Origin of the sequence: Vibrio sp. 1CM23M (genome assembly GCF_023161755.1) — a bacterium.
Taxonomy (GTDB): Bacteria; Pseudomonadota; Gammaproteobacteria; order Enterobacterales; family Vibrionaceae; genus Vibrio; species Vibrio coralliirubri.
In genome coordinates this window covers 281,330-303,049 of record NZ_JALNTR010000004.1, presented here as the reverse complement: position 1 = coordinate 303,049, position 21,720 = coordinate 281,330, and the positions used below count along the sequence as shown (strand labels likewise).

The 21,720-nt window shown below is 44.8% G+C and carries 19 protein-coding genes and 2 tRNA genes; 18 read left to right on the top strand and 3 right to left on the bottom strand.

Annotation, left to right across the window (positions count from 1 at the left end; all coding sequences use genetic code 11):
* Positions 1-345: 345 nt before the first annotated feature.
* Entirely contained in the window at positions 346-819 is a 474-nt protein-coding gene (greA, locus tag MSG35_RS15615; protein ID WP_017059397.1) for a transcription elongation factor GreA, read from the top strand.
* Positions 820-944: 125 nt separating this feature from the next.
* On the opposite strand, the gene yhbY is transcribed toward greA, so the two are convergent.
* Positions 945-1,241, bottom strand: coding sequence for a ribosome assembly RNA-binding protein YhbY (yhbY, locus tag MSG35_RS15610; protein ID WP_004738252.1), 297 nt, complete (start codon positions 1,239-1,241; stop codon positions 945-947).
* Between the two features lie 114 nt (positions 1,242-1,355).
* Here yhbY and rlmE point away from each other — a divergent pair, with 114 nt between their 5' ends.
* From rlmE to MSG35_RS15525, 17 genes are all read left to right on the top strand, one after another.
* Entirely contained in the window at positions 1,356-1,985 is a 630-nt protein-coding gene (gene rlmE, locus MSG35_RS15605; RefSeq protein WP_017059396.1) for a 23S rRNA (uridine(2552)-2'-O)-methyltransferase RlmE, read from the top strand.
* A 107-nt stretch (positions 1,986-2,092) separates the two neighbouring features.
* Entirely contained in the window at positions 2,093-4,060 is a 1,968-nt protein-coding gene (gene ftsH / locus MSG35_RS15600) for an ATP-dependent zinc metalloprotease FtsH (protein WP_086775330.1), read from the top strand.
* 88 nt (positions 4,061-4,148) lie between these two features.
* Positions 4,149-4,979 carry a dihydropteroate synthase gene (gene folP, locus MSG35_RS15595; RefSeq protein WP_248384491.1) on the top strand — a complete coding sequence of 277 codons (831 nt, stop codon included), beginning with the start codon at positions 4,149-4,151 and terminating at the stop codon, positions 4,977-4,979.
* 20 nt (positions 4,980-4,999) lie between these two features.
* Positions 5,000-6,340, top strand: coding sequence for a phosphoglucosamine mutase (gene glmM, locus MSG35_RS15590; protein WP_248384490.1), 1,341 nt, complete (start codon positions 5,000-5,002; stop codon positions 6,338-6,340).
* 294 nt (positions 6,341-6,634) lie between these two features.
* The gene (gene secG, locus MSG35_RS15585) at positions 6,635-6,967 is read left to right on the top strand and encodes a preprotein translocase subunit SecG (RefSeq protein WP_017059392.1); all 333 of its coding nucleotides are present in this window, start codon (positions 6,635-6,637) and stop codon (positions 6,965-6,967) included.
* A gap of 16 nt (positions 6,968-6,983) precedes the next feature.
* Positions 6,984-7,068: transfer RNA gene (locus tag MSG35_RS15580), tRNA-Leu, on the top strand.
* Positions 7,069-7,121: 53 nt separating this feature from the next.
* Positions 7,122-7,198: transfer RNA gene (locus MSG35_RS15575), tRNA-Met, on the top strand.
* Positions 7,199-7,432: 234 nt separating this feature from the next.
* Positions 7,433-7,888: a ribosome maturation factor RimP gene (gene rimP / locus MSG35_RS15570; RefSeq protein WP_004738265.1), complete on the top strand. Its 456-nt coding sequence runs from the start codon at positions 7,433-7,435 to the stop codon at positions 7,886-7,888.
* A gap of 35 nt (positions 7,889-7,923) precedes the next feature.
* Positions 7,924-9,411, top strand: coding sequence for a transcription termination factor NusA (gene nusA, locus MSG35_RS15565; protein WP_017059230.1), 1,488 nt, complete (start codon positions 7,924-7,926; stop codon positions 9,409-9,411).
* Positions 9,412-9,433: 22 nt separating this feature from the next.
* The gene (gene infB, locus MSG35_RS15560) at positions 9,434-12,124 is read left to right on the top strand and encodes a translation initiation factor IF-2 (protein WP_048605664.1); all 2,691 of its coding nucleotides are present in this window, start codon (positions 9,434-9,436) and stop codon (positions 12,122-12,124) included.
* A gap of 134 nt (positions 12,125-12,258) precedes the next feature.
* Positions 12,259-12,672: a 30S ribosome-binding factor RbfA gene (gene rbfA, locus MSG35_RS15555; RefSeq protein WP_017065964.1), complete on the top strand. Its 414-nt coding sequence runs from the start codon at positions 12,259-12,261 to the stop codon at positions 12,670-12,672.
* The gene (gene truB, locus MSG35_RS15550) at positions 12,672-13,625 is read left to right on the top strand and encodes a tRNA pseudouridine(55) synthase TruB (RefSeq protein ID WP_017059233.1); all 954 of its coding nucleotides are present in this window, start codon (positions 12,672-12,674) and stop codon (positions 13,623-13,625) included. Before rbfA ends, truB begins: the two co-directional genes overlap by 1 nt.
* A 218-nt stretch (positions 13,626-13,843) precedes the next feature.
* Positions 13,844-14,113 (top strand): 30S ribosomal protein S15, encoded by a 270-nt coding sequence (gene rpsO, locus MSG35_RS15545; RefSeq protein WP_010436144.1) that lies wholly within the window; start codon positions 13,844-13,846, stop codon positions 14,111-14,113.
* A gap of 378 nt (positions 14,114-14,491) precedes the next feature.
* Positions 14,492-16,612 (top strand): polyribonucleotide nucleotidyltransferase, encoded by a 2,121-nt coding sequence (gene pnp, locus MSG35_RS15540; protein ID WP_019819855.1) that lies wholly within the window; start codon positions 14,492-14,494, stop codon positions 16,610-16,612.
* Between the two features lie 124 nt (positions 16,613-16,736).
* Entirely contained in the window at positions 16,737-17,660 is a 924-nt protein-coding gene (gene nlpI, locus MSG35_RS15535) for a lipoprotein NlpI (RefSeq protein ID WP_048605659.1), read from the top strand.
* 152 nt (positions 17,661-17,812) lie between these two features.
* Positions 17,813-18,220: a MarR family transcriptional regulator gene (locus MSG35_RS15530; protein WP_017056675.1), complete on the top strand. Its 408-nt coding sequence runs from the start codon at positions 17,813-17,815 to the stop codon at positions 18,218-18,220.
* Positions 18,221-18,308: 88 nt separating this feature from the next.
* Positions 18,309-19,646 carry an MATE family efflux transporter gene (locus MSG35_RS15525; RefSeq protein WP_248384489.1) on the top strand — a complete coding sequence of 446 codons (1,338 nt, stop codon included), beginning with the start codon at positions 18,309-18,311 and terminating at the stop codon, positions 19,644-19,646.
* An 85-nt stretch (positions 19,647-19,731) separates the two neighbouring features.
* Here MSG35_RS15525 and MSG35_RS15520 read toward each other — a convergent pair whose 3' ends face one another.
* Both MSG35_RS15520 and MSG35_RS15515 read right to left on the bottom strand, forming a co-directional pair.
* Positions 19,732-20,610, bottom strand: a complete 879-nt coding sequence (locus MSG35_RS15520; RefSeq protein WP_017059237.1) for a U32 family peptidase — start codon at positions 20,608-20,610, stop codon at positions 19,732-19,734.
* Between the two features lie 18 nt (positions 20,611-20,628).
* Entirely contained in the window at positions 20,629-21,642 is a 1,014-nt protein-coding gene (locus tag MSG35_RS15515; RefSeq protein ID WP_017068227.1) for a peptidase U32 family protein, read from the bottom strand.
* Between the last annotated feature and the right edge of the window lie 78 nt (positions 21,643-21,720).

Below are 21,720 nucleotides of genomic sequence, written 5' to 3'. Positions count from 1 at the left end.
TAAAATGATATAAAACTAAAAAATGAACACTGTTTTATTATATCTCTTGTTGTTTAAGTTCTTGTTTTAAAGTTGTTTTTATAAAAGTGTGATCTGTGTTTATTTTGTTTGTTTTTTGTTTTTTTAGGTATTTAACTCTCTGCTTATTGATGGGGGAGTTATTATTCATTTTTGTGATGTCTGTAATTTAGACCTAGATAAAGCTTTTATAACGCAAAGTGGAATAAAGGTGATTTAGCCATAAAGTTTGTTTACACTAAGCCAAATCGTTTTGTTTCTATCACCCAATAAATACGTTGGGTGTATTTATGTTGGCCAAAGAAAGCTTTGGCATAGAGGTAAAAAATGGAAAAGGTTCCAATGACAGTACGTGGCGCTCAGCAGCTACGTGACGAATTAGATCGCCTACTTAAGCTACGCCCTGTTATCTCAGCAGCTATTGGTGAAGCACGTGAACTAGGTGACCTGAAAGAGAATGCTGAATACCACGCCGCTCGTGAAGAGCAGGGTATTTGTGAAGCTCAGATCCGTGATATTGAATATAAGCTATCACTGGCTCAGATCATCGATGTAACGCAAATGGATAATACGGGCAAGATTATCTTTGGTACGACAGTGACACTGATTGATGTGGATACAGATGATGAGTTTCGCTACCAAATCGTTTCAGAAGACGAAGCAGACATCAAAACGGGTCGCATTTCTGTGAAATCGCCAATTGCTCGTGGCCTTATCGGTAAAATGGAAGGCGACGAAGTCATGATCTCCACCCCAGGTGGTGACAAAGACTTCGAAATCGACAAAGTAGAATATATCTAATTGAATTTTCTTTGTTTCTGATAAGTAAAAAGGTCGCTAAATGCGACCTTTTTCGTTTCTCACGCTACACTAAAAGATAAGCGCTGTGGCTTCCTATTAGTGAAGTTAGCTTATATTAAGCTCGCTTATTTACGTGGAATCTCGATTTTACGTGCTTCTGACTGACGGAACAGTACTAGAACTTTACCGATAGTCTGTACTTTCTCAGCTTTAGTTTCACGTACAATTGCATCGATAATCAGTTGCTTAGTCTCACGGTCTTCTGATGCAACTTTAATCTTGATCAGTTCGTGGTGGTCTAGAGCTAATTCGATTTCCGCTAGAACAGCTTCAGTAAGTCCATTTGCGCCCATTAGCACAACAGGTTTTAAACTGTGAGCTAGGCCCTTTAGATGCTGCTTTTGTTTGGTACTTAGGTTCATTACGCGGCCAATTTTCTTTACTATTAGGGTTGAAAAAACCTATTTTAACGCCATCTAAAGCTGAACACTATAATTTATTCAGCAATTAGTACTTTCCTCCAATTTAGGTATCCAATGAGCAAACAGAAACACTCGGCCAGTTCAGGCCGTTGGTTGAAGGAACACTTCGACGACAAGTACGCAAATGAAGCAAGAAAGAAAGGCTATCGTTCACGTGCTTATTTCAAAATGGAAGAGATTCAAACGAAAGATAAATTGCTGTCTCCTGGGATGACCATTGTGGATTTGGGTGCAGCACCTGGCGGTTGGTCTCAATATGCTGCTAAGATTGTTGGAGACAACGGACAAATCATTGCGTGTGACTTGTTACCAATGGATCCGATTGCTGGTGTTAGCTTTTTACAAGGCGATTTCCGCGAAGAAGCTGTGCTAGATGCCTTGTTGGAACGTATACAACCAAACATGGTTGATGTCGTGATGTCAGATATGGCACCTAATATAGCAGGCAACAATTCTGTGGATCAGCCAAGAGCTATGTATTTAGTTGAATTAGCTTTGGATATGTGTCGACAAGTTCTAGCTACCAATGGTAGTTTTGTTGTAAAAGTATTCCAAGGCGAAGGGTTTGACCAATACGTTAAGGACGTCCGCGAGATGTTTAAAACAGTAAAAGTTAGAAAACCCGACTCTTCTCGAGCTCGATCTCGTGAAGTGTTTATCGTAGCCACTGGTTACAAAGGTTAACGATTCTCTTCCAAGAGTGAGAGTTAACAACATGGCTACAGGTTACAAACTGTAGTACCCTACCTTTAATTACAATTAGTTATCGAGAGGCTTACACCTTGAGTGACATGGCAAAAAATTTAATTCTGTGGCTTGTTATCGCGGTAGTGTTGATGTCGGTATTCCAGAGCTTCGGCCCTGGGGAAAGTAACGGCAGAGCAGTAGATTACACCACGTTTGTACAGGAAGTTGGCCAAGGCCAGATTCAAGACGCACAGTTCAATAACAGCGAAATCACTTTCACACGTCGTGGTGGTGGTTCTAAGTATGTAACTTACATGCCTGTTTATGATCAAAAGCTTCTTGATGACTTAATTAATCAAAACGTAAAAGTTCAGGGTACACCACCTGAAGAGCAGAGCCTGCTTGGCACTATCTTCATCTCATGGTTCCCAATGATCTTACTGATTGGTGTATGGATTTTCTTCATGCGTCAAATGCAAGGCGGTGGCGGCGGTAAAGGCGCGATGTCTTTCGGTAAGAGCAAAGCTCGAATGATGAGCGAAGAACAAATCAAAACGATGTTTGCTGATGTTGCTGGTTGTGACGAAGCAAAAGAAGACGTGAAAGAGCTTGTGGACTACCTTCGTGACCCAAGCCGCTTCCAAAAGCTAGGTGGTAAGATCCCGACAGGTATCCTGTTGGTTGGTCCTCCGGGTACCGGTAAAACATTGCTTGCAAAAGCGATTGCTGGTGAAGCGAAAGTACCGTTCTTTACTATCTCTGGTTCTGACTTCGTTGAAATGTTTGTTGGTGTTGGTGCATCTCGTGTGCGTGACATGTTCGAACAAGCGAAGAAAGCAGCACCTTGTATCATCTTTATCGATGAAATTGATGCTGTAGGTCGTCAACGTGGCGCTGGTGTTGGTGGTGGTCACGATGAACGTGAACAAACACTGAACCAAATGCTGGTTGAGATGGATGGTTTCGAAGGTAACGAAGGTATTATCGTTATCGCTGCGACTAACCGTCCAGACGTACTAGACCCTGCATTACTTCGTCCTGGTCGTTTTGACCGTCAAGTTGTGGTTGGTCTACCGGATGTACGTGGTCGTGAACAGATTCTTAAAGTACACATGCGTAAAGTGCCATTATCAGGTGATGTTGAACCATCGCTGATTGCTCGTGGTACTCCAGGCTTCTCTGGTGCAGATCTTGCGAACCTTGTGAACGAAGCGGCGCTATTTGCTGCTCGTGGTAACAAGCGCAATGTATCTATGGTTGAGTTTGAACTTGCGAAAGACAAAATTATGATGGGTGCAGAGCGCCGTTCAATGGTTATGTCTGAAGAAGTGAAAGAGTCAACGGCTTACCACGAAGCGGGTCACGCAATCGTTGGTCGTTTGGTACCTGAACACGATCCAGTGTACAAGGTGTCAATCATTCCCCGTGGTCGTGCACTTGGTGTGACGATGTACCTACCTGAACAAGACCGCGTAAGTATGTCTCGTCAACACCTAGAATCAATGATTTCTAGTTTGTACGGTGGTCGTCTTGCTGAAGAGCTTATCTACGGTAAAGACAAAGTGTCGACTGGTGCGTCTAACGATATCGAACGTGCAACTGATATTGCTCGTAAGATGGTAACGCAGTGGGGCTTCTCTGAAAAACTGGGTCCTCTTCTATATGCTGAAGAAGAAGGCGAAGTTTTCCTAGGTCGCGGTATGAGCCAAGCGAAACATGTTTCTGATGATACGACTAAGCTGATCGATGAAGAAATTCGTATTCTAATCGACCGCAACTATGCTCGCGCGAAGCAAATTCTTGAAGAGAACATGGATATCATGCACTCGATGAAAGACGCGCTAATGAAGTTTGAAACGATTGATGCAGGTCAGATTGATGACTTGATGGAACGTAAAGACGACATTCGTGAGCCAGCTGGTTGGGGTGATCAGGCGAAAGCAGAACCTACAAAGGAAGAAGCTAAACCTGAAGCGAAATCAGAAGAAGCAACAGCCGAACCAAAAGCTGAAGAGTCGAAAGTTGAAGAAGTTAAATCTGAAACAGATGATGCTCAAAACAAAGATTCTTAATCGCTAAGTTATAAATTAAAACCCTGAGTACGCTCAGGGTTTTTCTGTTTATAGCCAAGATGTTTTTACCTTTTAAGACCCGCCTTTCATGATATTAAAAGCACACAATAAAACACTCGTTTTAGATCGCCCACATGTGATGGGTATCCTCAATGTCACGCCTGATTCTTTCTCTGATGGAGGAAAATTCAATTCACTAGATAATGCCTTACTGCAAGCAGAGCGCATGATTCAAGCTGGAGTGAGCATTATTGATATTGGTGGTGAGTCGACTCGCCCCGGAGCTCCTGATGTTTCCCTTGAGGAAGAGTTAGCTCGAGTTATCCCTGCGATTAAAGCGATTCGCGCTAAGTTTGATGTTTGGATCTCTATTGATACCAGTAAAGCGGAAGTGATGCGTCAAGCTGTTGAAGCGGGTGCGGATTTGATCAATGATGTGCGCGCATTGCAAGAGCCCGGAGCTTTAGAAGCTGCCGCTGATGCGAAGGTTCCGGTTTGCTTGATGCACATGAAAGGTCAACCGAGAACCATGCAGGCAAATCCTAGTTACGACGATGTTCTAACGGATGTGGAAGCTTTCTTACAAGAAAGAGTTGAAGCTTGTGAGGTGTTTGGTATCTCAAAAGAACAGCTGATTCTAGACCCTGGTTTTGGTTTTGGTAAAACCATCGAGCACAATTACCACCTATTAGCGCACCTAGAGAAGTTTCATACGTTGGGCTTGCCTGTCTTGGCGGGAATGTCGAGAAAATCGATGATCTTTAAGGTACTAGACAAAGCACCTGCAGATTGCATGGTAGCAAGCGTGACTTGCGCGACCATCGCAGCAATGAAAGGTGCACAAATTATTCGCGTTCACGATGTCGAAGATACATTGGAAGCGATGAAGATAATCGAAGTGATGAATAACAATCACTAATCATAATTAAGGAAATCAACATGTCTGATAAAAGACGTTACTTCGGCACAGATGGTGTGCGTGGCAAAGTAGGCCAGTACCCGATTACACCTGATTTTGTTCTGAAGCTTGGCTGGGCTGCGGGTCGTGTTCTTGCAAAGCAGGGCACAAAGAAAGTGATCATTGGTAAAGATACTCGTATCTCTGGCTACATGCTTGAATCAGCTTTAGAAGCAGGCCTTGCTGCTGCTGGCCTTCAAGCTACATTTACGGGTCCAATGCCAACACCTGCGGTTGCTTACCTAACACAGACATTCCGCGCAGAAGCGGGGATTGTTATCTCTGCATCGCATAACCCTTATTACGATAACGGCATTAAGTTCTTCTCTTCTGAAGGTACAAAATTGCCGGACGATATCGAGTTAGCGATTGAAGCTGAACTGGATAAAGAAATCGAATGTGTTGACTCATTCGAGCTTGGAAAAGCGGTACGTTTGAACGATGCCGCTGGCCGTTACATTGAATTCTGTAAGAGCACATTCCCAAATCAGATGACGCTTGCAGGAATGAAGATTGTTGTCGATTGTGCACATGGTGCGACTTACCACATTGCGCCTGCTGTATTTAAAGAGCTGGGTGCTGAAGTTATTGCGATTGGTGTTGAGCCAAACGGTACTAACATCAACCACGAAGTCGGTGCGACGGATGTACGTGCTCTGCAAGCAAAAGTGCTTGAAGAAAAAGCGGCATTAGGCCTTGGCTTTGATGGTGATGGTGACCGTATCATCATGGTTGATGAGCTAGGCAACAAAGTTGATGGTGACCAAATCGCTTACATCATTGCACGTGATGCATTGCGTCGTGGTGAGCTAAAAGGTGGTGTTGTTGGTACACTAATGACGAACCTGGGCATGGAAAACGGCCTTAAGCAGTTAGGCATTCCATTTGTACGTGCCGCTGTAGGTGACCGTTACGTGATGGAACAACTTCTGGCTAAAGGTTGGAAGATCGGCGCTGAAAACTCGGGTCACGTTATCCTACTGGATAAAGTGACAACTGGTGATGCTATCGTTGCTGCGCTGCAAGTTTTGGCTTCGGTTGTAGACAGTGAAATGACACTGAACGAGCTTTCGCAAGGTATGACTCTATACCCTCAAGTTTTGGAAAATGTTCGTTTCAGCGGTGATTCAAATCCATTAGAAGCAGAAGCAGTGAAAGCAGCGGTTGTTGAAGTAGAAGCTGAGCTTGGTGAAAAAGGTCGTGTGCTATTACGTAAATCTGGTACTGAGCCATTGCTACGTGTGATGGTTGAAGGTGAAGATGCCGATCTTGTTCAAGCATCTGCACTTAAGATTGCTGATGCAGTAAAAGCAAACTGCTAATTTAACCTTTGACTGAATAGGCGTAGTGAATAGCGCCTGTGATTTGAAGTGATTGACTTATAGAAAGGTCAAGAGATATAACGGTCAAAAGAGACGTAAATGAGTTTTGTGTCGCTTTTGACCTTTTTTTGACCATTCACTTGGTAAAGGCTTATTTTTTAGCAAATTCTCCTTGTCAGCCATCGTCGCATTCGCTAGTATTGCTCGGCCTTCAGTTAGGAGGTCGCTAGCCTTGTTCTTAAAAATGTTTTTTTGAACGGCGCTGGCTCAACAATTAGGAACATAGGTGGAAAAATGTTTACAGTTCTACTTGTGATTTACCTGTTGGCAGCGCTTGGTGTAATTGGCCTAGTGTTGATTCAACAAGGTAAAGGCGCAGATATGGGAGCCTCTTTCGGTGCTGGCGCTTCAAACACTGTGTTTGGTGCTGGTGGCTCAGGAAATTTCCTTACCCGAATGACTGCAATTTTTGCAACTACATTTTTTATCCTTAGCTTAGTGCTTGGTAATATGTCTACACATAAAACTGAGTCACAGTGGATTGACCCGACCCAAGGTCAGGTAATTCAACAAGCTGATGATGCAGTGAGTGAAGTTCCGGCGCAAGGCGACGAAATTCCACAATAATCTGCAAAGATTTGATGCCGAGATGGTGAAATTGGTAGACACGCTAGCATGAGGTGCTAGTGCCTTAGGGTGTGAGGGTTCGAGTCCCTCTCTCGGCACCATGTTTACAAACTTGTAAAACATCTTGTTGGGCGTATAATGCTCGCAAGTCGGACGCGGGATGGAGCAGTTTGGTAGCTCGTCGGGCTCATAACCCGAAGGTCGTCGGTTCAAATCCGGCTCCCGCAACCAATTTCAATGCTATTATATAGCTTGTATTGGTAGCAAGTTTGCACAGTGTGAACCTCACTGTGAGTTAAGTGCGATATCGAATGTGATGGCACTTAACATATAAGGGTCCAGCAACAAAAACCCCGGCTTATACGGGGTTTTTTGTTATCTAAGCATTTGTAAATGTATTTAGATAATGTTTGCTTGGAATTTAAATTGGGCTTTGAGCCCTTTTTTTGTTTCTGGAGTGGTTAAATGACTGGTTTAGAAAGACAACTTACTGAAATGCTTGACGCTCCAGTAGCAGCATCAGGTTATGAGTTAGTTGGATTAGAATTTATTCGTGCTGGTGAGCACTCAACGCTACGTATTTACATCGATTCACCAAACGGTATCAATGTAGATGATTGCGCTGAAGTTAGTCACCAAGTAAGTGCCGTAATGGACGTTGAAGATCCAATTTCAGTGGCTTATAACCTTGAAGTGTCTTCACCAGGTTTAGAGAGACCACTGTTCAAAGCAGAGCATTACCAACAATTTATTGGTCACGAGGTAAGCATCGTTTTGAAAATGGCTGTCGGCAACCGTCGTAAATGGAAAGGTGATATCCAATCTATCGAAGGTGAGACAGTGAAAGTATTGGTTGAAGGACAAGAAGAAGAATTCGTCCTGAGCAATATTGCGAAAGCTAACCTGATCCCTAAATTTTAGTTCTCCTAGAGAGAAGAGCTTAAGAGGCTAGATTAATGAACAAAGAAATTTTGGCGGTAGTAGAAGCTGTTTCAAATGAGAAAGCAGTTCCTCGTGAGCGTATTTTTGAAGCGCTTGAAATCGCGCTTGCAACGGCAACAAAAAAGAAAAGCGAACTAGAAATTGAAGTTCGTGTTGAGATTGACCGTAAAACGGGTGATTTCGAAACTTTCCGTCGTTGGGAAGCTGTTGAGGAAGTTGAATTCCCAACAAAAGAAATCTCTATTGAAGCTGCAAAGTACGATGACCCAGAGATCGAACTTGGCGGTTTCATTGAAGATGATATCGAATCAGTAACGTTTGACCGTATTACGACTCAAACGGCTAAGCAAGTTATCGTACAGAAAGTACGTGAAGCTGAACGCGCTCAAATCGTTGAGCAGTTCATCGATAACGAAGGCGAGCTAGTAACTGGCGCAGTTAAGAAAGTTAACCGTGACACTATTATCCTAGACCTAGGTAACAACGCTGAAGCGGTAATCCTTCGCGATGACCAACTTCCTCGTGAAAACTTCCGTCCAGGTGACCGTGTTCGTGGTCTTCTTTACGCAGTTAAACCAGAAGCTCGTGGTTTCCAGCTTTTCGTTACTCGTTCGAAGCCAGAAATGCTAGCTGAACTATTCCGTGTTGAAGTGCCTGAGATTGGTGAAGAGCTAATTGAACTTAAAGGTGCTGCACGTGACGCTGGTTCTCGTGCTAAAATCGCTGTGAAAACAAACGACAAACGTATTGACCCAGTTGGTGCGTGTGTTGGTATGCGTGGCGCACGTGTACAAGCTGTTTCTAACGATCTTGGTGGTGAGCGTATTGATATCGTTCTTTGGGATGATAACCCGGCTCAATTCGTAATCAACGCAATGGCTCCTGCTGATGTTGCTTCAATCATCGTTGATGAAGACGCACACTCTATGGATATCGCTGTTGAAGCGGATAACCTAGCACAAGCGATTGGCCGTAGCGGTCAAAACGTACGTCTAGCGTCTCAACTTACTGGTTGGGAACTGAACGTAATGACTGTTGCTGATCTTGAGAAGAAGCACCAAGAAGAAGCAGTTGCTTCTATTGAAAACTTCATGAAGCACCTAGACATTGAAGAAGACTTTGCTCAAATGCTTGTTGAAGAAGGCTTCTCTACGCTTGAAGAAGTAGCATACGTTCCTGTGAACGAGCTTCTTGAAGTAGACGGTCTAGACGAAGGTATCGTTGAAGAACTACGTAACCGCGCAAAAGACGCACTGACTACTCTAGCGCTAGCGAAAGAAGAAACTTTCGACGGTGTTGAGCCTGCTGAAGACTTACTTGCACTTGAAGGTCTTGAGCGTGAAATGGCTTACAAGCTAGCAGCAAAAGGCGTTGCGACATTGGAAGACCTAGCTGACCAAGGCGTTGATGAACTAGAAGGCATCGAAGACCTAACTGCAGAGCGTGCAGGCGAGCTAATTATGGCTGCGCGTAACATCTGTTGGTTCGGCGACGAAGAATAATTCAGCAAGGAGAGAAAGCGGTATGACACAATTAACAGTTAAAGCACTGAGTGAAGAGATTGGTACGCCAGTTGACCGCTTAATTGAACAACTTGCTGATGCAGGCATGAAGAAAGCAGGGTCGGATCAAGTGACTGATTCAGAGAAGCAAACATTGCTAACGCACCTTAAAAAGGAGCACGGCGATACTTCAGGCGAAACAGAACCGACTCGTTTAACTCTTCAACGCAAGACCCGCAGCACGCTAAGTGTTGCCGCTGGAGGCGGTAAGAGTAAGGATGTTCAAGTAGAGGTACGTAAAAAGCGTACTTACGTGAAGCGCAGCACTATTGAAGATGAAGCGAAACGTGAAGCTGAGGAAGTAGCTAATCGTGAAGCGGAAGAGAAAGCACAACGCGATGCTGAAGAGCAAGCGAAACGTGATGCTGCAGAGAAAGCACAGCGCGAAGCCGAAGAAAAAGTAACACGTGAAGCGGATGCAAAACGTGAAGCTGAAGAGAAGGCTCAACGCGCACAAGCTGAAAAGGCTAAAAAAGACATGAATTCAAAAAATGCAGACGCTAACGCACAAGCGAAAAAAGAAGCGGATGAACTTAAAGCTCGTCAAGAGCTAGAAGCAACTCGTAAAGCAGAAGCTGAAGCAGCTAAGCTTGTTGAAGAAGCTCGTAAGTTAGCAGAAGAGAACCAAGAACGTTGGTCTGAAGAAGAGAAGAAGAAGAAAGAGCAAGAGAAATCTGCGGATTACCATGTGACTACTTCTACTTACGCTCGTGAAGCTGAAGATGCGGCAGATAAAAAAGATGAGAAAGCACCTCGTCGTCGCAAGAAGAAAGCAGCTCCTGCTAACCAACCTGCAAACAACCGTGGTGGTCGTAACCAACGTGGTCGTGGCGGTAAAGGTAAGCTTGCTAAACCAACTTCAATGCAGCAAGGCTTCGATAAGTCAGCAACTGTTGCTAAATCTGACGTTGCTATCGGCGAAACTATCGTTGTTTCTGAACTGGCTAGCAAAATGTCAGTTAAAGCAACTGAAGTTATCAAAGTAATGATGAAGATGGGCGCTATGGCGACTATCAACCAAGTGATCGACCAAGAAACAGCACAACTTGTTGCTGAAGAAATGGGTCACAAGGTAATCCTACGTAAAGAAAACGAACTTGAAGAAGCAGTACTAGCTGACCGTGATAGCGATGCTATCGCTGAAGGTCGTGCTCCTGTTGTTACTATCATGGGTCACGTTGACCACGGTAAAACTTCAACACTTGATTACATTCGTAAAGCACACGTTGCTTCTGGCGAAGCTGGCGGTATCACGCAGCACATTGGTGCTTACCACGTAGATACTGACAACGGCATGATCACTTTCCTTGATACTCCTGGACACGCGGCGTTTACAGCTATGCGTGCTCGTGGTGCTCAAGCGACAGATATCGTTGTACTTGTAGTTGCAGCAGACGATGGCGTAATGCCACAAACAATCGAAGCAATCCAGCACGCGAAAGCGGCAGGCGTTCCTCTGATTGTTGCTGTGAACAAGATCGATAAAGAGGGTGCAAACCCAGACAACGTTAAGAATGAGCTAGCTCAATACGACGTTATCCCTGAAGAATGGGGCGGTGAGAACATCTTCGTTCACATCTCTGCTAAACAGGGCACAAACATCGATGGTCTTCTAGAAGCAATCCTTCTTCAGTCTGAAGTTCTTGAACTTACAGCGGTTAAAGAAGGCATGGCGTCTGGTGTTGTTGTTGAATCTCGTCTTGATAAAGGTCGCGGTCCAGTTGCAACAGTACTAGTACAGTCTGGTACTCTAAACAAAGGCGACATCGTTCTTTGTGGTCAAGAGTACGGCCGTGTTCGTGCAATGCGCGATGAGAACGGCAGAGACATTGAAACTGCAGGTCCATCTATCCCTGTAGAAATTCTAGGTCTTTCTGGCGTACCTGCATCAGGTGACGAAGCGACTGTTGTACGTGATGAGCGTAAAGCACGTGAAGTTGCGAACTACCGTCAAGGTAAATTCCGTGATGTTAAACTAGCTCGCCAACAAAAAGCGAAACTAGAGAACATGTTCGCGAACATGACGGCTGGCGAAGTTGCTGAGCTTAACGTTGTACTTAAAGCTGACGTTCAAGGTTCTGTAGAAGCGATTGCTGACTCTCTACTGAAACTGTCTACTGACGAAGTTAAAGTGAACATCGTAGGTTCTGGTGTTGGTGGTATTACTGAAACTGATGCAACTCTTGCTGCAGCTTCTAACGCTATCATCCTTGGTTTCAACGTTCGTGCTGACGCAACTGCGCGTAACACGGTTCAGAACGAAAACCTAGACCTACGTTACTACTCAATCATTTACCAACTGATTGACGAAGTTAAACAGGCGATGGGCGGTATGCTTGCTCCTGAATTCCGTCAAGAGATCATTGGTCTTGCACAAGTTCGTGACGTATTTAAGTCGCCTAAACTTGGTGCAATCGCTGGTTGTATCGTTACTGAAGGTACGATTAAGCGTAGCAACCCAATCCGTGTACTTCGTGAAAACGTTGTTATCTACGAAGGTGAACTAGAGTCACTTCGTCGCTTTAAAGATGACGTACAAGAAGTTAAGAACGGTTACGAGTGTGGTGTCGGCGTTAAGAACTACAACGACGTTCGCGTTGGTGACCAGATCGAAGTATTCGAAATCGTTGAGGTTAAACGTACTCTAGACTAATCAGTCTGTACGACTCGACATATTGACTAAGGTTACTAACATTACTAGTAAAGGTAATAAGTAATCGGTTGTTGAATACACCATGGGGGGCTGGTAATTACCAAGCCCCCCATCTTTCTAAGTGAGAAAAGAAAATGTCAAAAGAATTTAGCCGCACACAACGTGTGTCTCAGCAGCTTCAAAAAGAGCTTGCGCTTATCCTACAACGTGAAGTTCGTGACTCACGTATTGGTATGGTAACTATCTCAGACGTAGAAGTGTCTCGTGACCTTGCTTACGCAAAAGTGTTCGTGACTTTCCTGTGTGTTGGTGAGCAAACTCCTGAATCATGTCTTAAAGCTCTTAAAGAGCATGAAGTGCCAGTTCGTATGGCTCTTGGTAAGCGTATTCGCCACCGTCTAACGCCTGAAGTTCGTTTTACTTACGACAACACACTAGTAGAAGGCATGCGTATGTCTAACCTAGTAAGTGAAGTTCTGAACGATGATAAGCGTAAGCAAGAAGAAGCTGGCCGCACTGACGAAACTCAGTCTAAGGGCGAAGAGTAATGGCTCGCCGTCGTAAAGGTCGCCCTATCAACGGGGTAATTCTATTAGATAAGCCGACTGGCATTTCGTCTAATGATGCACTGCAAAAAGTAAAGCGTATTTACTTTGCAGAGAAGGCAGGGCACACCGGTGCTCTGGATCCTCTTGCGACTGGCATGCTGCCAATTTGTCTTGGTGAAGCAACGAAGTTCTCTCAGTTTCTTCTAGATTCTGATAAGCGCTACGTTGTTATCGCTAAGCTTGGTGAGCGTACCAATACCTCTGACTCTGATGGTGAAGTGGTAGAGACACGTGATGTTAACGTGACTCAAGAACAGCTTGAGCGTTGCATTGCGAGCTTCAAGGGGGAAACCGATCAGATACCATCAATGTTTTCGGCATTGAAGTATCAAGGTAAGCCTTTGTACGAGTACGCACGTGCAGGTATCGAGGTTCCTCGTGAGTCTCGTAAGATCACTGTGTACTCTATTGAACTGCTTCGCTTTGAAGGTGATGAAGTTGAAATGGAAGTGCATTGTTCGAAAGGCACATACATCCGCACAATTACCGACGATCTTGGTGAGATGCTAGGTTGTGGTGCTCACGTGACTATGCTTCGTCGTACAGGTGTCGCGAAGTACCCATACGAGCGTATGGTGACTTTGGAGCAGTTAAATGAGATCCTAGAGCAAGCACAGGCGCAAGAAATTGCCCCGAAAGAGCTGCTTGATCCTCTGCTGATGCCAATGGACACTGCCGTTGAAGACTTACCAGAAGTAAACCTGAACGCGGAACTGACTGACCTAGTTCAGCACGGTATGCCAGTTCAGGTTGCTGGTGCGCCAACGGAAGGCACGGTTCGTATGACAAGTGGCGAAGAGAAGCTGTTTGTCGGCGTTGCTCAGATTGCTGAAGATGGCCGAGTTGCACCGAAGCGTTTGGTTGTTTTCAGAGATGAAGAGCCACAAGCTTAGCGCTTACATAGTGTCTGATCTTGGCGCTGAGTCGTGAAAAGCGAGCAAATAAGACAGAAAGCGAACGCCTAATTTAGGTGGTTCGCTTTTTTCGTTTTTAATGGGTTCGATTGTTATTGCACCAACTGACAAACTTCCCTATAATCCTCGGCTCGCGTAGCGGCTGAATCAGAGATTGGCTGCTACAAATATAAACTTACTCTTATCAGGAGAGAATTATGTCTCTGAATGCAGAAACTAAAGCAGCAATCGTTGCAGAATACGCACAATCTGAAGGCGACACAGGTTCACCAGAAGTACAAGTAGCACTACTTACTGCTTCTATCAACCACCTACAAGGTCACTTCAAAGCGCACAAACACGATCACCACAGCCGTCGTGGTCTACTACGTATGGTTTCTAGCCGTCGTAAGCTTCTTGATTACTTGAAAGGCAAAAACCTTGCTCGTTACCAAGACCTAATCAAGCGTCTAGGCCTACGTCGCTAATAGCGATGTCTGCAAAGACAGTTTGAAGAAAAGGAGCATTTATGCTCCTTTTTTTGTGCCTGTAAGAAAATGCTAGACCGGATGCTCAGAATATCATCTGGCTTTTTCTGATAGGAAATATATCTCCTAATAAAAATAGTTTATACTACGCCCGCCTATAGCGTTTTCAGCGTTTGGCAATCAACCTCTCAAGAGATTACAGTCACAGATGTCGGCCAATAGGTCGCGACTATTCAAAGGCGGATTTGGTCCTAATTCGGCGTATGAACACATACAAAGAGTCACCATCCTAAGTCCCTTTTCACTAGTCGCGATTGGTAATGTCTTGGGTCATTATTCACTTAATCTAAAGTCTGACTTTAGAGCTAAGGATATACAATGTTTGAAAAACCAGTTGTAAAATCGTTCCAGTACGGTAACCACACCGTTACTCTAGAAACGGGCGTAATTGCACGTCAAGCTACTGCTGCTGTAATGGCGACTATGGACGATACATCAGTATTCGTTTCTGTTGTTGCTAAGAAAGAAGCAGTTGCAGGTCAAGACTTCTTCCCACTAACAGTAAACTACCAAGAGCGTACATACGCTGCGGGTAAAATCCCTGGTGGTTTCTTCAAGCGTGAAGGTCGTCCATCTGAAGGCGAAACACTAACAGCTCGTCTGATTGACCGTCCAATTCGTCCACTTTTCCCAAGTGCGTTTAAAAACGAAGTTCAAGTTATCGCTACGGTTGTTTCTATCAACCCTGACGTAAACCCAGACATGATCACTATGATCGCAACGTCTGCTGCACTTGCTATCTCTGGTGCTCCATTCAATGGTCCTATCGGTGCTGCACGTGTTGGTCACATCGACGGCGAACTTGTTCTTAACCCATCAAATACTGAGCTTGAAAACTCTAAACTAGACCTAGTTGTGTCTGGTACAGAAGGCGCAGTACTTATGGTTGAATCTGAAGCAGATAACCTATCTGAAGAAGAAATGCTTTCAGCTGTTGTTTACGGTCACGACCAACAACAAGTTGTAATCAAAGCAATCAACGAGTTTGCTGCTGAAGTTGCAACTCCATCTTGGAACTGGGAAGCACCAGCAGTTAACACTGAGCTTAAAGCTCAAGTTGCTGAACTTGCTGAAACTCGTCTATCTGACGCGTACCAGATCACTGAGAAAATGGCTCGTTACGAGCAAGTTGGCGCAATCAAGAACGACGTTGTTGAAGCTCTAATTGCACAAGACGAAAACCTAGATGAGCGCGAAATCCGCGGCATGCTTGGTTCTCTAGAGAAAAACGTAGTACGTAGCCGCATCATCGCTGGCAACCCACGTATCGATGGCCGTGAAAAAGACATGGTTCGTGCGCTAGACGTACGTACTGGTGTTCTTCCACGTACACACGGTTCTTCTCTATTCACTCGTGGTGAAACTCAAGCACTTGTTACTGCAACGCTTGGCACACAACGTGATGCTCAAATCATCGACAGCCTAATGGGTGAGAAGAAAGACAACTTCCTTCTACACTACAACTTCCCTCCATACTGTGTAGGTGAAACTGGTTTCGTTGGTTCTCCTAAGCGTCGTGAAATTGGTCACGGTAAGCTTGCTAAACGTGGTATCCAAGCAGTAATGCCTTCTGTTGAAGAATTCCCATACACAGTTCGTGTTGTATCGGAAATCACAGAATCTAACGGTTCTTCTTCAATGGCTTCTGTATGTGGTACATCTCTAGCTCTTATGGATGCTGGTGTTCCAATCAAAGCTTCTGTTGCGGGTATCGCAATGGGTCTTGTTAAAGAAGGCGACGATTTCGTTGTTCTTTCTGACATCCTTGGCGACGAAGATCACCTAGGTGACATGGACTTTAAAGTAGCAGGTACTAACGCTGGTATCACTGCACTTCAAATGGACATCAAGATCGAAGGTATCACTAAAGAGATCATGCAAATTGCACTTAACCAAGCGCAAGGTGCACGTAAGCACATCCTTTCTGTAATGGATGAAGCTATCTCTGGTGCTCGTGAAGATATCTCTGAATTCGCTCCACGTATCCACACAATGAAAATCAGCTCTGATAAGATCAAAGATGTTATCGGTAAAGGCGGCGCAGTTATCCGTGCTCTTTGTGAAGAAACTGGTACTACAATCGAAATCGAAGACGATGGCACAATCAAGATTGCTGCTACTGAAGGCGCAGCTGCTAAAGAAGCTATCCGTCGTATCGAAGAGATCACAGCTGAAGTTGAAGTTGGCCGCATTTACCAAGGTAAAGTTGCTCGTCTAGCTGACTTCGGTGCATTCGTTACTATCCTTCCAGGTAAAGATGGTCTAGTACACATCTCTCAAATCGCTGACAAGCGCGTTGAGAAAGTATCTGACTACCTAACTGAAGGTCAAGAAGTTCCTGTTAAGGTTCTTGAAATTGACCGTCAAGGCCGTGTACGTCTAAGCATGAAAGAAGCAGTTGAAACGCCAGCTGAAGGCGAAGCACCTGCTGCTGAGTAATTCTCAGTGTGTCGATGGTGATATCGCTTTTTAGTGATTTCTAACCTATCGTCAACAAAGCATGTTATAAAGGGGAGCATATCGCTCCCCTTTTTTATTGCGGTCATAACAGGAGTAATTATTTGTGAAATGGTTTCAAACCGCGAGTATGTGTTTACTGCTTGTACTAACAGGTTGTGCGACAACATCAGATAACACCTCACGTTGGGTTTATCCACCGATGGCTGTGCCACTGCAACCAAGCGTTCAGCAAGAAGTTCAAATTGCACGTCTTAGTCAGTTATTACAGCGCCCAGATTTGAACGATGAAGTTCGAGCTAAGATGCTGTTTGAACGTGGTAACTACTACGACAGTGTTGGCCTGCGTGATCTTGCGCGTCTCGACTTCAACCAATCTCTTTCATTGAACCCTGCTCAACCTGATATCTTCAATCTTTTGGGTGTTTACTTTACGCAGGTAGGGGAGTTTGATGCGGCTTATGAATCTTTTGATTCTACGTTAGAGCTTGATCCTGCAAACTCTTACGCAGAAAGAAACCGCTCTATCGCGCTTTACTATGGCGAGCGTTACGACTTAGCCAATGAAGAGATGATGAAGCACTATGCCGATGATCCTAGCGATCCATTTCGCGCTCTTTGGTTGTACATCATTCAGCATGAGCTAACGCCAGAGCAAGCTAAGCTTGATTTACAAAAACGTTACGAGAGCCGTGATGAGCAGTGGGGCTGGGTATTAGTTGCGATTATGCTTGATGATATTACTGAAGAGCAGGCTTTCAAAGCGATCTTAACCGGTACTCGTGACAACACGTTACTTGCGCAGCGCCTAACAGAGACGTACTTCTATCTTGCTAAGCGTTACCATATGAATGGTGACTACGCGAATGCGATCTCTTTGTACAAGTTAGCGGTTTCTTTTAACGTGTATGAATACGTAGAACACCGTTACTCTTTCTTAGAGTTAAGCCGTATCTTCACCACGCTTAAAGCTGAGCACTTAGCGCAAGTTAAGCTGGCTGAGGCCGAAGAAGAAGCTAACGCTAAGTAAGCAACACATTTTGATTCCGAAAAGCCGCTGCCAGTCAGCGGTTTTTTTATGCGCATTTTTACGATCTTCATCTCATTTTGATTGCTTTTTATTTAAACAGCACTAAAATAGTTAGCCTTGCTAACTAAATGCTATTCTTTGATTAGGTGAGTATGCTGAACCAGAATTTAGAAAAGATTGAGCGCTTCGCCTCTAAGATATGGCGCACTCAGGTAAATGAAGATCCTATTTGCCAATTGAGCTTCAATGAGTATGACTATTTAAAGGTCATTCAAGCCTCTCCTGAACCGATTCGATTGACTGATCTGGCGATTGAAATGCAAGTAACCAAGCCTTCAGCAACCACTATGGTTCAAAGGTTAGAGAGAAAGGGACTTGTTGAGCGTAAAGCTTCGCTCGAAGATGCGAGGTCTAAGTTGGTCGTACTGACCAGTAAAGCTGAAGTGGGCTTGGAAGAAGAAAGTAAGATCTATCAGGTCATGGCACAGATACTGGAAAGTCGTTTGTCTGAGCAAGAATCTCAGCAGCTAAACCTATTATTAAATAAAGCTTTGAAGTAAATATTTAGATATTTAGTTAGCCTTGTTAACTAATTTTTCGAGTCATATCTTGTTGATATGCGACTCACAAATGAAAGTAGAGTAAGAAATGAGTAACTCAATTAGTCGTCAATTTTGGCGATACACAATCCCTACCGTGGCGGCCATGTTGGTTAATGGGCTGTACCAAGTGGTGGATGGCATCTTCATTGGCCGCTATGTGGGGGCTGATGGACTTGCAGGTATCAATGTTGCGTGGCCTGTGATTGGTTCGATTCTTGGTATTGGTATGTTGGTGGGTGTGGGTACAGGTGCGCTTGTTTCGATTCGCCAAGGTGAAAAAGATACTCAAGGCGCTAAGCAGATCTTAGCAACGGGCTTAACCTTGTTGTTAGCGATAACGCCTATTGTCTCTGCATTGCTGTTTTTGTTTGCTGATAACTTCTTACTTTGGCAGGGCGCTGAAGGGCGAGTGTATGAACTTGGCCTGCAGTACTTACACATTCTGATTGGTGCCAGTGTCTTCACGTTAGGTTCGATCGCGATGCCGTTTTTACTGCGTAACGATGACAGCCCGAACTTAGCGACGATACTGATGATTGTTGGTGCAGTAATTAACATCGTACTCGATTACCTGTTTATCGCGCTGTATGGCTGGGAGTTGATGGGCGCAGCATTAGCAACAGCGATTGCCCAGTTTGTGGTAACGGGCCTTGGCTTGGCTTATTTCTTCTCACGTCGAGCAAACCTACGTTTACGTTGGAATGAGTTGAGACTGAAGCTGGATGTGATTCCACAAATCTTCGCTATTGGTACATCAAGCTTCTTTATGTACGCTTATGGTTCGATGATGGTGGCGCTGCACAATGCGTTGTTCTCTCAATATGGCGACCAGTTGATGATTGGTGCGTACGCGATTTTGGGCTATATCGTGACGGTTTATTATCTCACGGCTGAAGGTATCGCCAACGGCATGCAACCATTGGTGAGCTACAACCATGGTGCGCGTAACCAAGCGAACATCCGTAAGTTACTTAAGATTGCGATGATGAGTTCGGTATTGATTGGTGTGGCGTTCGTGCTGCTTCTGAACGCGTTCCCACGTGAGTTTGTGTCAGTATTTAACTCAGACGAACCTCAGCTAGTTGAGTACACCGTGCTGGGTATTCGACTTCACATGTTTGCACTGGCGCTGGATGGCTTCTTGGTAGTAGCGGGTGCTTACTATCAAGCAGTGAACAAGGGCAGCAAGGCGATGTTTGTGACGATAGGTAACATGCTTATCCAACTGCCGTTCTTGTACATTATGCCTAAGTTGTATGGTGTGCCGGGGATCTGGATTGCGTACCCACTGTCTAACATCGCACTAAGTGTGGTGGTGATGGTAATGCTCTACAAAGATATAAAGAAGCTCGATGCTTCACCGATGGAAACCGCGACGGCATAGGTCGCGTTTCTTAAGTCGAATTAAAAAGGTCTAGCGAACGCTAGACCTTTTTTGTATCTGTTTCTGGTTAGTTCAATGCTAGGAACTAGATGTTCTTAACGTCTAAACCTGCAAGCTGATGCCAGTAACCATTACACTGGCGGCTTTCAATCTTCATCGGTTTTTGACCTTGCTCGTTCGCTCTGAAGTTGTTGATTTCAGAGAAGGTATCGATACCGAGTGGGCTTAAACGAACCACATCAACCAGGTCGTGCATGTTTGGCAAATCATTGACTAGGTTGTAGCAGTAGCCTGATTGCGTCTGGATACCATTAAGGTTGAATACTGATTGGCCTTCTTGGCTTTCTACTTGTAGCCCTGTTGGGTACTTGATACAGCAGGTTTCGCAATCGTCTTTAGCTTTGTTTTCAGCGCGAGCGGTAAAGCAGCGTGCCGAGTAAGCAAGCGGCAGGTAGCCGTGGCTAAACACTTCAACTTCGAACTTGTTACGAATATTGAGCTCTTCGCACTGGGTCATTACGTTGCTTAGCCATTCGCGAGAAAGCTCAACCGGCATACACCAACGCGTCATACCTTGTTTCAAGAACAGGTTCAGGGTGCGTGCGTTGTAGGTGTTTACTGCAGGGCCAACCACGAAAGGTACTTTGCTTTCGCTAGCCAGTTGAATTGCAGACACATCATTGGCTTCGATCGCAAAGTCACCATTATCGATGTACTTCTTCATGATGTTGACTTCGCTTGGTGCTTCGAGCAATGCCATGGTCGAGAGGACCACTTGTTTACCTGAAGCAGACAGCTCTTTGGCAATATCCATCCAGTGTTTTGCTTTCATCTCACGACGCTTTGAACACACAGCTTCACCTAAGTAGATGATGTCGGCAGAGCTTGATTTCGCTTGCTCATAGAAGCTTTCAACGTCTTGTTTTGGCCAAAAATAAAGTAGAGGGCCTAATGCGTATTTCATTGAGTTCTCCATTTGGCTCTATTGCCATTTACGGTGATAAGCGCCAAGCGTGGTTTGTGTACCTTCCGATACATTCGCCAGTGTCGCATTCCAAGCTTGTTCCACTTGGTATTGTTCTGGGTTCGCTAAGTAGCGATCGATAGCTGCGCGCCACGTGCGAGTGACTTGTTCAACATAAGCAGGGCTGCGTTGGCGACCTTCAATCTTCACTGAGGCAACGTTTGCTGCGAAAAGCTCAGGTAACATAGATAGCGTGTTGAGGCTGGTTGGCTCTTCAAGTGCGTGATAACGCTTACGTTCACCGTCGATCTCTGCTTCAAAGCGGCCTTTACACAGCGTTGGGTAACCTGCGTTTTCACCTGCTTCATATTTATCGATAAGAATTTCGTTCAAGCGAGACTCGAGGCCAGTTTCTGTTTCTTGCCAGCGAACGTATTTCGCCGGAGAACAAGCACCAACAGTATTGGGTGATTCGCCTGTCATGTATGAAGAGAGGTAGCAACGACCTTCCGCCATGATGCACAAGCTACCAAAAGCGAATACTTCAAGGTCAACGTCAGAAGTGATATTACGAGAAAGCTGTTTGACCTGATGAATCGACAACACACGCGGCAGTACGACACGCTTAACGTTGAAATTTTTATGGTAGAAGTCAATAGCTGCTGCATTGGTCGCAGATGCTTGCACTGATAGGTGCAGTTCTAGATCTGGATACTTATTTGCTGCGTACTCAAGTACCGCGATGTCTGCGATGATCAGTGCATCAACACCCAGTGCAGCGGCGTTGTCTACGGCATTGGTCCAACGGTCGAAGCCATTTGGGTGAGCAAACGTGTTTAGGGCAACATGAATTTTCTTGTTGTGGTCATGCACATACTGCACAGCACGATCGAGCTTTTTACCCGCAAAGTTTAGGCCTGCAAAGTGTCGGGCATTGGTATCGTCTTTGAATCCGATATAGACAGCATCCGCACCACAATCAATAGCGGTTTTCAAAGCAGGTAAGTTACCCGCTGGGCATAAGAGTTCCATTTGCTCACTACCAGTAGAATTAAGTTGAAGCGAGCATTTTATGAAGAATTGTGAATGACGGAATTGATGTAAGGCAGG

Coding starts and splice junctions, on each gene's coding strand:
- greA (WP_017059397.1), top strand. CDS start 346: ATGGAAAAGGTTCCAATGACAGTACGTGGCGCTCAGCAGCTACGTGAC.
- yhbY (WP_004738252.1), bottom strand. CDS start 1,241: ATGAACCTAAGTACCAAACAAAAGCAGCATCTAAAGGGCCTAGCTCAC.
- rlmE (WP_017059396.1), top strand. CDS start 1,356: ATGAGCAAACAGAAACACTCGGCCAGTTCAGGCCGTTGGTTGAAGGAA.
- ftsH (WP_086775330.1), top strand. CDS start 2,093: ATGGCAAAAAATTTAATTCTGTGGCTTGTTATCGCGGTAGTGTTGATG.
- folP (WP_248384491.1), top strand. CDS start 4,149: ATGATATTAAAAGCACACAATAAAACACTCGTTTTAGATCGCCCACAT.
- glmM (WP_248384490.1), top strand. CDS start 5,000: ATGTCTGATAAAAGACGTTACTTCGGCACAGATGGTGTGCGTGGCAAA.
- secG (WP_017059392.1), top strand. CDS start 6,635: ATGTTTACAGTTCTACTTGTGATTTACCTGTTGGCAGCGCTTGGTGTA.
- rimP (WP_004738265.1), top strand. CDS start 7,433: ATGACTGGTTTAGAAAGACAACTTACTGAAATGCTTGACGCTCCAGTA.
- nusA (WP_017059230.1), top strand. CDS start 7,924: ATGAACAAAGAAATTTTGGCGGTAGTAGAAGCTGTTTCAAATGAGAAA.
- infB (WP_048605664.1), top strand. CDS start 9,434: ATGACACAATTAACAGTTAAAGCACTGAGTGAAGAGATTGGTACGCCA.
- rbfA (WP_017065964.1), top strand. CDS start 12,259: ATGTCAAAAGAATTTAGCCGCACACAACGTGTGTCTCAGCAGCTTCAA.
- truB (WP_017059233.1), top strand. CDS start 12,672: ATGGCTCGCCGTCGTAAAGGTCGCCCTATCAACGGGGTAATTCTATTA.
- rpsO (WP_010436144.1), top strand. CDS start 13,844: ATGTCTCTGAATGCAGAAACTAAAGCAGCAATCGTTGCAGAATACGCA.
- pnp (WP_019819855.1), top strand. CDS start 14,492: ATGTTTGAAAAACCAGTTGTAAAATCGTTCCAGTACGGTAACCACACC.
- MSG35_RS15530 (WP_017056675.1), top strand. CDS start 17,813: ATGCTGAACCAGAATTTAGAAAAGATTGAGCGCTTCGCCTCTAAGATA.
- MSG35_RS15525 (WP_248384489.1), top strand. CDS start 18,309: ATGAGTAACTCAATTAGTCGTCAATTTTGGCGATACACAATCCCTACC.
- MSG35_RS15520 (WP_017059237.1), bottom strand. CDS start 20,610: ATGAAATACGCATTAGGCCCTCTACTTTATTTTTGGCCAAAACAAGAC.
- MSG35_RS15515 (WP_017068227.1), bottom strand. CDS start 21,642: ATGGAACTCTTATGCCCAGCGGGTAACTTACCTGCTTTGAAAACCGCT.